The sequence below is a fragment of the Vibrio sp. qd031 genome (assembly GCF_002100145.1).
GTDB lineage: Bacteria > Pseudomonadota > Gammaproteobacteria > Enterobacterales > Vibrionaceae > Vibrio.
In genome coordinates this window covers 673868-684582 of the sequence record NZ_JXQD01000024.1, presented here as the reverse complement: position 1 = coordinate 684582, position 10715 = coordinate 673868, and the positions used below count along the sequence as shown (strand labels likewise).

General features: G+C 45.1%; 11 protein-coding genes, 1 other RNA gene and 2 pseudogenes. 7 read left to right on the top strand and 7 right to left on the bottom strand.

Annotation, left to right across the window (positions count from 1 at the left end):
• Nucleotides 1–100 precede the first annotated feature (100 nt).
• From ST37_RS11960 to ST37_RS11955, 3 genes and pseudogenes are all read left to right on the top strand, one after another.
• A pseudogene (locus ST37_RS11960) lies at nt 101–235 on the top strand (GNAT family protein); the annotation flags it as partial.
• Nucleotides 236–301: 66 nt separating this feature from the next.
• A pseudogene (locus tag ST37_RS20275) lies at nt 302–388 on the top strand (serine recombinase); the annotation flags it as partial.
• 156 nt (nt 389–544) lie between these two features.
• Nucleotides 545–1324 (top strand): hypothetical protein, encoded by a 780-nt coding sequence (locus ST37_RS11955; RefSeq protein ID WP_084886611.1) that lies wholly within the window; start codon nt 545–547, stop codon nt 1322–1324.
• A gap of 217 nt (nt 1325–1541) precedes the next feature.
• Here ST37_RS11955 and ST37_RS11950 read toward each other — a convergent pair whose 3' ends face one another.
• From ST37_RS11950 to smpB, 3 genes are all read right to left on the bottom strand, one after another.
• On the bottom strand, nt 1542–2798 hold the full coding sequence (locus ST37_RS11950) for an integrase domain-containing protein (protein WP_084886609.1): 1257 nt from the start codon (nt 2796–2798) through the stop codon (nt 1542–1544).
• A gap of 149 nt (nt 2799–2947) precedes the next feature.
• Nucleotides 2948–3314: a transfer-messenger RNA gene (gene ssrA / locus ST37_RS11945) on the bottom strand.
• A 66-nt stretch (nt 3315–3380) separates the two neighbouring features.
• Nucleotides 3381–3866 carry an SsrA-binding protein SmpB gene (gene smpB, locus ST37_RS11940; RefSeq protein WP_084886607.1) on the bottom strand — a complete coding sequence of 162 codons (486 nt, stop codon included), beginning with the start codon at nt 3864–3866 and terminating at the stop codon, nt 3381–3383.
• A gap of 84 nt (nt 3867–3950) precedes the next feature.
• Between smpB and ST37_RS11935 the strand changes: the two genes are divergently transcribed.
• Nucleotides 3951–4382: an SRPBCC family protein gene (locus ST37_RS11935; RefSeq protein WP_084886605.1), complete on the top strand. Its 432-nt coding sequence runs from the start codon at nt 3951–3953 to the stop codon at nt 4380–4382.
• Entirely contained in the window at nt 4379–4687 is a 309-nt protein-coding gene (locus tag ST37_RS11930) for an RnfH family protein (RefSeq protein ID WP_084886603.1), read from the top strand. The genes ST37_RS11935 and ST37_RS11930 overlap by 4 nt, the downstream gene beginning before the upstream one ends.
• A gap of 44 nt (nt 4688–4731) precedes the next feature.
• Here the strand turns inward: ST37_RS11930 and bamE are convergent, their stop codons facing one another.
• The 3 genes from bamE to nadK form a co-directional block, all read right to left on the bottom strand.
• Nucleotides 4732–5112, bottom strand: coding sequence for an outer membrane protein assembly factor BamE (gene bamE / locus ST37_RS11925; RefSeq protein ID WP_084886601.1), 381 nt, complete (start codon nt 5110–5112; stop codon nt 4732–4734).
• A gap of 140 nt (nt 5113–5252) precedes the next feature.
• Nucleotides 5253–6917, bottom strand: a complete 1665-nt coding sequence (recN, locus tag ST37_RS11920; protein WP_084886599.1) for a DNA repair protein RecN — start codon at nt 6915–6917, stop codon at nt 5253–5255.
• A 112-nt stretch (nt 6918–7029) separates the two neighbouring features.
• A complete protein-coding gene (nadK, locus tag ST37_RS11915; protein WP_084886596.1) occupies nt 7030–7914 on the bottom strand; it encodes an NAD(+) kinase in 885 nt (294 codons plus the stop codon).
• A gap of 160 nt (nt 7915–8074) precedes the next feature.
• On the opposite strand from nadK, the gene grpE reads away from it, so the two are divergent.
• Entirely contained in the window at nt 8075–8674 is a 600-nt protein-coding gene (gene grpE / locus ST37_RS11910; RefSeq protein WP_084886594.1) for a nucleotide exchange factor GrpE, read from the top strand.
• 55 nt (nt 8675–8729) lie between these two features.
• Here grpE and ST37_RS11905 read toward each other — a convergent pair whose 3' ends face one another.
• Nucleotides 8730–8915, bottom strand: a complete 186-nt coding sequence (locus ST37_RS11905; RefSeq protein WP_084886591.1) for a DUF3545 family protein — start codon at nt 8913–8915, stop codon at nt 8730–8732.
• Nucleotides 8916–9165: 250 nt separating this feature from the next.
• On the opposite strand from ST37_RS11905, the gene ST37_RS11900 reads away from it, so the two are divergent.
• Nucleotides 9166–10611 (top strand): sodium:alanine symporter family protein, encoded by a 1446-nt coding sequence (locus tag ST37_RS11900; protein ID WP_143698192.1) that lies wholly within the window; start codon nt 9166–9168, stop codon nt 10609–10611.
• The last annotated feature ends 104 nt before the right edge of the window (nt 10612–10715 follow it).

Genomic DNA, 10715 nt, shown 5'->3' with positions numbered 1-10715 from the left:
ATGATTTGTTCTTCTGTGTACCGTTTTTTCATTTTGAGATCTCCATTATTTCTAGTGTATTAGAAATCTCATCAATGTCATGGTTCTAATTCATGGGGATAGGTCAATGGCACTCGCCTCTAAAATTGGTTTTAAACAAGAAGCTGTGTTACGCAAGGTTCGATATTATCAAGGGAAATACTACGATTCTGTAAAGTATGGCGTGCTTAAGTCTGAGTGGAAAAATCGCAACTAAATAGCTACTTGCCAACGTATGCTGAACTCACATTTGGGCTTTGTTGCGTAATTCGATGGAACTAAATCAGAAAGTGATACCGCCAAACTCACCAATGTTTCGGATCGTACAGTAATACGGGTGGCGAAGAAGTTAGCAATTGAACGTTCATTGGGCTTCATACCCCTAATCCACTACAGGTACGCTATAAATAACATAGAAATTATACTTACCTATCAATTCATGAGTTATTTCATTGATAGTGAAAGAGGGTATGGCTTATAAGTACAGTGATGGATAGTTTTAATCTTACGGATTGGAGATAAGCTTATGAATACTCAATACTCAATACTCAATACTCAATACTCAATACTCAATAATAGAATTTTTAAACAAGCATTGTTTTTTTTACTAACTCCCATACTGCTTACTGGTTGTCCGCTTGAGGGAGATGATGGTAAGTCTGGAACTGCTGGTGTTGATGGAATTAATTGTTGGGATTCTAATTCCAACAGAATCAATGATCCAGAAGAAGACATTAATGCTGATGGTGTCTGGGATGTTAAAGATTGCACTTTTCAAACACAGGTGACTCAAAATCCCGATGCTGATTTCAATCACCAGCATATTTGCGAAGCTCTTGCGAATTTAGGTGAATACCCCACTGGTTGTCCTTCAGCTAGCCATACTAACCCAATTGGTACACTAACAGAAATTATAGCTACGCTTGACGTTGGAGATGGACAAAATGCGGTTAGTTGCAACTTGGAGCCGAATAATGGCCTGTTGAGTGTTGAGCCAAGATATGGCGAATACTACTGGATCTTAGAGGGTGGTTTCATTGCTAACACCACAACTATACCTTTAGAGGATGAGCTAGGTGGCATTGGGAAAAGTTGTTTTAATCTTTGTCAAGCGGACTCAGAATGCATTGCTTCTTTTGCAAATTCAAGCTTGCAAGGTGGTCAACTAAATTACACATGCTCACTCTTTCATCATTCCGATACCGTTGAACCTTGGGCAAGATTGTGTAGTAACGAGTTTACAGATTGTGTTCGTGCAACTGGTGTCTTGGAAAGCGCCCAACGTTGGAGCGCTATTTGTCCCTAGATAACACATAGCAAGTTGCTCAAAAGGATGAAAAATAGTTGGCTAAGTTTCGCTCCATTCCAAATTTTAGCCAACTGTTCCCGTACGGTTAAGTTAGCGTTACTTTCCCATACTTCATCTAATCAGTTACATTCTAATTTAGTAATGTAACTGACAAGGTTTTGTCCAAAAGCTTGCTGGTGGATAGAGTAGCCACCTGCATTGAGGTGGCTTGTATCTAAATTGCAGACTTTAGGCCAAGCGTTCCCGTTATCGACAGTTTTCCCTTGCTTGCTTCGTCAATATGACCACTCCACCAGTACATCATAGGGCGGCGGCGCTCTAGATAGTCAGTTCGGTTGTAAGCACTACGGACTTGGTTATCATCAACGTGAGCGAGTGCTGCTTCAATTAAGTCAGGCTCAAATCCCTGCTCATTGAGAGTCGTGCTCGCAAGAGAACGCAAACCATGACTAACCAGCCTTCCTGCAAACCCCATGCGTTTAAGAGCCATATTGGCTGTTTGGCTATTACATGGTTTTTTAGGGTCTCGGTCTGAAGGGAATATAAACTCTCTGTGCCCACTGATCGGCTTTATCACTTCAAGTAACTCAAGCATTTGCTCCGTTAAAGGAATACGATGTTCTCTGCGCTTTTTCATCCGCTCTGCAGGAATGGTCCAAACCTTCTCATCCCAATCAATCTCTTCCCACTTAGCACCAGATGCTTCACTTGGCCGTGTCATGGTATGAAGCTGCCATTCAATCAGGCAGCGTGTTGTACGTTTGATGCTGGCATTGGCTATTGCCCCCATAAGTTCAGGTAGCTCAGCAGGCTTTAGGGCAGCCATGTTCTCTTTCTTAGGCTTTTTGAAGGCGGCTTTAATGCCAGTAAGTGGGTTGGCATGGATGAGGCCAGAGTTGGTGGCAAAGTTCATGATCTCGTTAAGGCGTTGAGCGAGTCGCTTTACGGTTTCCAAGCTGCCTTTTTCTTCGATAGGTTTAAGCAGCTCAATCACTTGAGGTGCTGTGATTTCTCGTACTGGTATTTCTCCTAAGCGAGCGAAGATGTGCAGCTCTAGAGAGCGCCAGATATCAACGGCGTAGTCTGCGGTCACATCCCCTTTTTTAATCTCAAACCATTCGTTAGCGACATTAAAGAAAGTGTGCTGGTGGATTGCCTTGTGCTCTTGCTGTTCCTGCTTACGCTTTTCCTGCGGGTCGATGCCTTCTGCCAAAAGTTCTTTGGCTTCCATTGTCGCTTTGCGAGCTTTTGCTAAGGGAAGGTCTGGATATTTACCCAAGCTCAAATTAGCACGCTTTCGGCTATTGGGGCGGTAGTAGTTTAGAATCCAATGCTTGGAGCCGTTAGGCTTCACTCTCAAGCGAAGGCCATCACCATCAAAAAGATTGTATTCCTTCTCTTGCGGCTTGGCGGCTTTGATTTCCTTGTCGGTCAGTCTTGTTGTAGTTTTGCCATAATGGGTACACCAAATTAACGAACTTTAGATAGTGTACCCACGTGTGTACTCATAATGCAAAGAAGTTATAGGATGTTAAAAAACACCAAAAGACTCTAACTTATTGTTTTTAATGTATTGCGGGTACAAAAAAAGACGCCCTAGGACGTCTTTAAATGTAGAATTGGTGGAGCTGGCGGGAGTTGAACCCGCGTCCGAAAACCATTAATCATTGGTACTACATGCTTAGTCGATCTTTAAATTCACCAAGTACCTGCGAACCGACACGCTAGTAAATGACTATCCTGAATTATAATTCGCCGTTCATCTCTCAGGCGGGAGAATCCGGGCTAGCTCTTTTGGGTTTGATCTCTTGTTATTCCCCGTCTTAAAAGCGGAAGCTAGGGCAAGAGAGCTCTCAGCAGGTTATTAAGCTGCTAGTGCGTAGTTTTCGTCGTTTGCGACTATTTTTTTGCGGCTTTTTACGTGGCCAACCGCCCCACGGCATGCACCTCAGACGTCAGAATTCCCGTCGAATCCTAGATCAGCCCCAAGTGTTGATTGCATAGTACCAGAAAACAGTGTGCTGTCTAGCGCTAGGCTGTTGGTTGCTTAAGTTTAACGCAGATTGCTCTTCATGACGCGTGCTTTGTCACGAGCCCAATCTTTTTCTTTCATGTCGGTGCGCTTGTCGTGCAACTTTTTACCTTTGGCTACGCCAATTTTAATTTTGACCCACGAGCGTGACCAATAGAGAGATAGCGCAGTAAGCGTCATGCCTTCGCGGTTTACTCGTCCAAATAGGTTATCGAGCTCACGGCGAGACAAAAGCAGTTTACGGACACGTGTAGGCTCTGCCACAACGTGCGTTGAAGCTTGGTTAAGAGGGATTATACTCATACCACTGACGAAGGCTTCACCGTCGCGCAGATAGACGTAGCTCTCGGCGATGTTGGCTTTTCCTTGGCGTAGGGCTTTTACTTCCCAGCCTTGGAGTTCCAGACCTGCTTCAAACTCGTCGTCGATGAAATATTCGTGGCGGGCTTTCTTATTTACCGCAATAGTATTGCTGCCAGCTTTGGTTTTTGATTTTTTCTTTGCCATAATGGCGGCATTATACGAAATGGTGAGATATTAGGAAATCTTTTTCACCCGCCGTGATCACCGTAATTGAAGTTAGGAGACGTTATGCCACAAGTTAATCGTTCTGCGCTGGTGTCGTTCAGTGCTGAGCAGATGTTTAATTTGGTCAATGATGTAGAGCGATACCCTGAGTTTTTGCCAGGTTGCGCTGCAACAACGGTCCATGAGAGCGCCGATAACAGCATGAAAGCGTCAGTGGAAGTGTCTAAGGCAGGGATTAAGAAAACCTTTACCACGCACAATCAGCTGCAGCAGGGCAGTGCGATCATTATGGAGTTGGTGGACGGTCCCTTTAAGTTGCTAAGAGGTGGCTGGCATTTTACCCCCCTTGATGATGCTGCTTGCAAGGTCGAGCTAAAGCTGGACTTTGAGTTCTCGAGTAAAATGGTTGAAATGGCGTTTGGGCGCGTTTTCAACGAATTGGTGAATAACATGGTAAGTGCGTTTACTCAGCGAGCCAAGCAGGTGTATGCATGAGTATAGAATCCGATATGATCCACGTAGAAGTGGTTTATGCACTGCCTACCGAGCAAAAGATTTTCAGTTTAGTGGTAAATAACGCTTCAACAGTTGAAGAGATCATTAATCAATCAGGGGTACTTAGCAGTTATCCTGAGATAGATCTTAAGATTAACAAGGTTGGGGTATTCAGTCGCAATGTTAAGTTGAATGCGACCGTGCGAGACAAAGACCGTATAGAAATATACCGGCCACTGCTTGCCGATCCTAAAGAAATACGACGAAAGCGCGCTGAGCAAGCAAAACAGGCCAGCGAAAAGTAAAAAAGTCGGTGCTAGGCACCGACTTTATAGTTTTATATGCGCGATCAATTGATAACGCTGAGCCCTTGATCAAATTGGCTACTTGGGGTGAAGTCGCCTTCTAATCTAGCCAATCCTTGATCTTCAAAATGCACGATCAAGTTTTCTTGAATGGAGTCATTGTGCCCTTTGGTATGATGATAGATGTAATACCATGTGTCGGGCTTGCCATTTTCTATCAGCATTGGTGAGCCTAGCAGATAGCGAACCTGCTCTTTGGTCATTCCAACTCTCAGGCGATCGACTGCCGACTGTTCGACAAAGTTGCCCTGATTAATATCGATTCGGTAGACCAACTTTTCCAGTAGTGAACAGCCAGACAAAAGCCCAACTGCTAATGGAGCGACGATCAACCATCGTTTAACGCTTTTAAACTGTAATTGCATGTGTTTACGCGACTTCCTGTAATTCTGGCTCGATAATAAACAAGCCTTGCATGGAAGTAAAAACTTGTTTCTCCTTTTGTAGAGGTTTTGACTGTAAAAGAAGTAACAAGTTCAATCTTGCAACGCACACACGCGAGCTTCTATGCAGCAATGAGTAATTCTTTGGCGTTTGCCAGAGTCATGTCGGTAATTTGGCTGCCGCCCAACAATCTGGCAAGCTCTTCAACGCGTTGGTCGCTGTTTAAGCTGCGCATATTGGTTAGGGTAGCGCCTTTTACTGTGCGCTTTTCAACAAACAGTTGTTGGTGCCCAGCCGCGGCAACCTGAGGTAGGTGGGTCACACACAGTACTTGTGTCGACTCTCCTAACTTACGCAGCAACTGACCAACGACGGCGGCCGTTGGCCCACTAATACCCACATCAACTTCATCAAAAATCAGGCTTGGGGTATCAACTTTCTGCGCGGTGATCACTTGAATAGCAAGCGAGATCCGAGAAAGCTCACCCCCTGATGCCACTTTGCCAAGAGGCTGTAAGTCTTGGCCAAGGTTTGTTGATACCAAGAAGTCGATTTTATCTATACCTAACGGCGAAGCATGCGTGCTTGCGCTGTCGAAGCTGATTTCAAACTTGGCTTTCTCCATGCTGAGCTCGTGCATGCTTTGGCTGATCAGTTTATTCAGCTCTTTTGCGTAGCGACGACGAGATTTAGAGAGTTTTTCAGCAGTAGCCACAAAGCTTTGGAAGGCTTGGTCGACTTCTACTTGCAACTCTGCAAGCTTTTCGTCTGAGCAATCGAGTTGAGCGATGCTCTGCTTGAGCTGCTGATGATGCTCAAACAGATCGTCAGGAAGCACAGAGTGTTTGCGCGATAGGGACACGATTTTGGAATAACGCTGTTCCACAGAATGTAATCGCTGAGGATCTAGGTCTAAGTCATCTAAGTAGTGACGAATTTCGCTGTTGGCTTCTTCGACATGAATGATGGCGTTTGAGATAAGCTCTGGAAGCTCCTTTAAATTCTCGTCCAGTTCAGCCAGTTGCTGCAACGAAGTGCTCACTGATTGAAGTAACGTAGTGGCATTAACATCGTCTGATTCGTAGAGCTGCTCAATCGCCCCTTGGCACAATTGGGAAATCTCACCGCTATTGCTTAATCGCTTGTGTTCTTCTTCCAGTTGTTGGAATTCACCTTCGGCAATGGCCAGCTCATCCAACTCCTTCACTTGGTATTCTAACAGCTGCTTTTCGGCTTGGTTTTGCTCGCTGTTTTTAGTGAGCTGCTTAAGATGATTGTCTGCTTGGCGCCATTTTTGATAACCCGCACTGCTTTGAGCGATAAGCGATTTGTGACCAGCGTATTGATCGAGCATGTGCAACTGATGATCGGGTTTCATCAGTTGATGGTGCGCATGTTGCCCGTGGATATTGATTAAAAATCCAGCCAGTGCTTTAAGCTGAGATAGAGGGACAGGGCTGCCATTAATAAAGGCTCTTGAACGGCCATCTTTATTGATGACTCTGCGCAGTATGCACTCTTCTCCGTCGAGCAACTGATTGTCTTCCAACCATCGGGTAGCCGCAACATTAGTGTCGATATCGAACACCGCCGTAATTTCTGTTCGCTCTTCGCCATTTCGAACCATACCCGCTTCAGCGCGTCCTCCTAGGCAAAGTCCTAGTGCGTCGATGGCAATGGATTTACCTGCGCCGGTTTCTCCTGTGATGGAGGTCATTCCTTGAGCCAGCTCTAGCTGGAGCGTTTTTACAATGGCAAAGTTGTTGATGCTTAAGTGAGCGAGCATAAATCACCTGTGCTGTTCGGGTAGAGTTAAGTACTGTATGAAAGAACAGTATAAACTGTTTTTTTATACAGTAAATAGCACAGGTTAAAAAAGTGTGATCTCTGAAAGGCGACTAAAACAGTTTGCTCGACCAACCCAATTTGTTTCTCAGAACGCGATAATAACTGTAGTCATTTGGGTGAACTAGGTTAAGTACATGAGGGCTTTGGTAAATCACGACCTCATCACCAGGAGAGACTGGAAGAGCCACTTGACCATCACAGCTTACTTCGAGCGTTCCCGCGTTGTCGGGTGACACAATAAGAGAGATCCGTCGATTTCCATCAACAACCAATGGTCGGCTAGACAGAGTATGAGGAAACTTAGGGACCAGTGAAATGGTGTTTAAGCTTGGCGATAATATTGGACCGCCGCCGGACAAAGAGTAAGCGGTAGAACCGGTTGGGGTTGAAATGATCAATCCGTCAGAGCGTTGTGAAAAGGCAAATCGATTATCGATGTACACCTCAAACTCAATCATATGCGCTACTTGGCCTGGGTGAAGTACAGCTTCGTTAAGCGCGGAATTTCGGCTTTTTATCTGGCCATGACGGTGCACTTCTGCTTCAAGTAAAAAACGCTGCTCTTCGATGTACTCACCGGATAGCACTTCTTCTAGAGGTTGCTTAAAGTTGTCAGGGTCTAAGTCGGTTAAAAATCCTAAATTACCTTTGTTGACTCCGATGACACTAATGTCGTATCGCGATAAGACGCGAGCAGCACCTAGCATGTTGCCGTCACCGCCCACAACAATCGCCAGATCCGCCTGTTCGCCGATGGTCAGGATCTCAGCAAATTGAACCTTTATATCCGGATCGATCAGCTCCTTTAGTCGCGCATCGAGCAAAACGGTGTAACCTTTTTCAGTTAACCAGTGGATCAATTCTTGGTGAGTCTGCATCGCGAGTTGGTCTCGCGGCTTACCAATCACTCCAATAACAGAAAATGTCTTGCTCATAAAAGGCGATTCCAGTTGAGATTGTGGTGATTAAAGTACTTGAATCACGCACCATGATCCCCATAATAATGGCAAGTAATTAGAAGATGCGAGAGTTTTATTGCATTATTTGGGTTAACCACCTGATTTTACGTAGTAAAACCCTATATGTGGAGTAAGCATGAGCGAGCAAGATAAGAAAGTACAAGACGAAGAGCTGCAACAAGACGTTGAACAAGTGGCTGAAGATGTTGAAGTGATTGGCGACGAAGGCGATATTGAGTGGAATGATGAAAATGACGCTCAAGAGGCTAAGATTGCGCAATTAGAAGCAGCACTGTTGTCTAGCGAAGCGAAAATCAAAGAACAACAAGAAAGTGTACTTCGCGCGAAAGCCGAAGTTGAAAACATGCGTCGTCGTACCGAGCAAGAGATCGATAAAGCTCGTAAATATGCACTAAATAAGTTTTCTGAAGAGTTGTTGCCGGTTGTTGACAACCTGGAGCGTGCCATTGAAGCTGCGGATAAAGAAAACGATGTGCTTAAGCCAATCGTTGAAGGGATTGAACTTACCCACAAAACCTTTGCCGATGTGTTGGCTAAGTTTGGCGTGAACGTAATTAACCCAGAAGGTGAAACCTTCAACCCTGAGTTGCATCAAGCTATGTCGATTCAAGAAAGCCCAGATCATGAAGCAAACAGTGTGATGTTTGTGATGCAAAAAGGCTATGAGTTGAATGGTCGAGTATTGCGCCCAGCAATGGTGATGGTTGCGAAATAACCTCGCCTTACCGAACACTAAAAGGCCGCTGAAACAGCGGCTTTTTTTATGGTTGCTACAGTTTAATCTCGTCTAGGTCGAAGTCGCCTTCGATGCCTAAGTCCATGAGTTCTCTTTGTAGCCTTTGCCTGTCTTTAATGGCTTCAATTTCTCGCCATTTGCGCTTGACGGGTTTTGCTCTTGCTGCCCTAGCTGGCGCTCGTTCTGACGTGTAAATGTCATCAAGATGAAAGCTTTCCATGAGCCTCTCCTCAAGTCAGTCCATTGCATAACGCAATCGATTAGTATCATGAACAAGGTCATAATATCTTTGAACTATTTCTCATTTATGTTGCTTTTGTGAAGGATTTGTTTAGGAATTCAATGCGTTTCACATAATTGAAACGAAAGCTGATGGCGAAATGAGCAGAAAAGTCTGTAATTTGCTTTTTGTGAAGTTGGCATCCATTATTTGCGCGAAACACAACAGCCAAAATAATAATGAGGATAATGTGGTAGAGCTAATTAATTTAATGAATGATCTCTTGTGGGGATCGGTTCTTGTTTATCTTTTGGTCGGGGCAGGTGTCTTTTTTACCGTGCGTTTGGGCTTTATTCAGTTTAGACATTTTGGTCACACTTTTAGCGTACTGAAGAATAGTCGTAAATCGGACGAGTCGGGAATATCGTCGTTCCAGGCACTGTGTACCAGCTTAGCGGCTCGTGTGGGTACAGGTAACATGGCGGGTGTTGCGGTCGCGCTCACCGTAGGTGGTCCAGGAGCCATCTTCTGGATGTGGCTTATCGCCATGTTGGGTATGGCCACATCGTTTGCAGAGAGCTCGCTGGCACAGTTGTATAAAACCAAAGACGACGACGGCAACTACCGTGGTGGTCCAGCTTACTACATGGAACGTGGTCTTGGGATGCGTTGGATGGGGGTTCTATTTTCCATCTTCCTAATCATTGCCTTTGGTTTGGTGTTTAACGCCGTGCAGGCAAACTCAATTACTGGCGCTATGAAAACCGCCTTTGGTTGGGAACCAATGTATGTCGGTATAGTGATTGTTTTATTGTCTGCGTTCGTCATCTTTGGTGGTATTCGTAAAATTGCGCGCACCGCTGAACTGATAGTTCCAGTGATGGCTCTGGCCTACCTTGCACTGGCGTTGTATGTGGTTGCGACCAACATCGAGCAAGTCCCCGGTGTAATTTCGTTGATTTTCCGCAGTGCCTTTGGTCTTGAAGAAGTCGCCGGTGGCGGTTTGGGTTACATGATTGCTCAAGCGATGATTAACGGGATTAAACGCGGTCTGTTTTCTAACGAAGCCGGTATGGGTTCTGCGCCGAATGCGGCTGCGTCAGCAACGCCATACCCACCTCACCCTGCATCACAAGGTTATGTGCAAATGCTGGGTGTTTTCATGGACACCATCGTCATTTGTAGCTCTACCGTTGCCATCATTCTTATTTCTGGTGAATACCTAGGTATGCAAACGGATGTGACAGGTATTGAGCTGACACAGCGCGCGTTAAGTGCAGAAGTGGGCGAGTGGGGTGGCATTTTTGTTGCCGTCGCGATTTTCTTCTTTGCGTTTACATCGATCATTGCTAACTACTCTTACGCCGAAACCAATCTTATTTTCCTAGAGCACAACCACAAGAAAGGCATCATGGTGTTCCGTTTTGTTGTGTTAGGGATGGTGATGTTTGGTTCATTAGCCAGCTTGCCAGTTGTATGGTCGCTTGCGGATGTCTCAATGGGCCTAATGGCTATAGTCAACATTATCGCCATACTGCTACTGTCAAAAGTCGTGGTGAAGCTTGCCAACGACTATAATAAACAGTTAAAGGCGGGCAAAGTGCCAACCTTTAATCCTGACGACTACCCAGAGCTAAAAACGCAGCTTGAAGAAGGTGTTTGGGATAACGCTGGTAAAGATATTCCCTCGAAATAGCGGTTACAATTGATGTCGCCAATGACATCGATAGAAAAAGCCAAGCTGACTTCGCTTGGCTTTTTTTATATCCTACATCGTATAAAAACCATCGCTAGTGACAA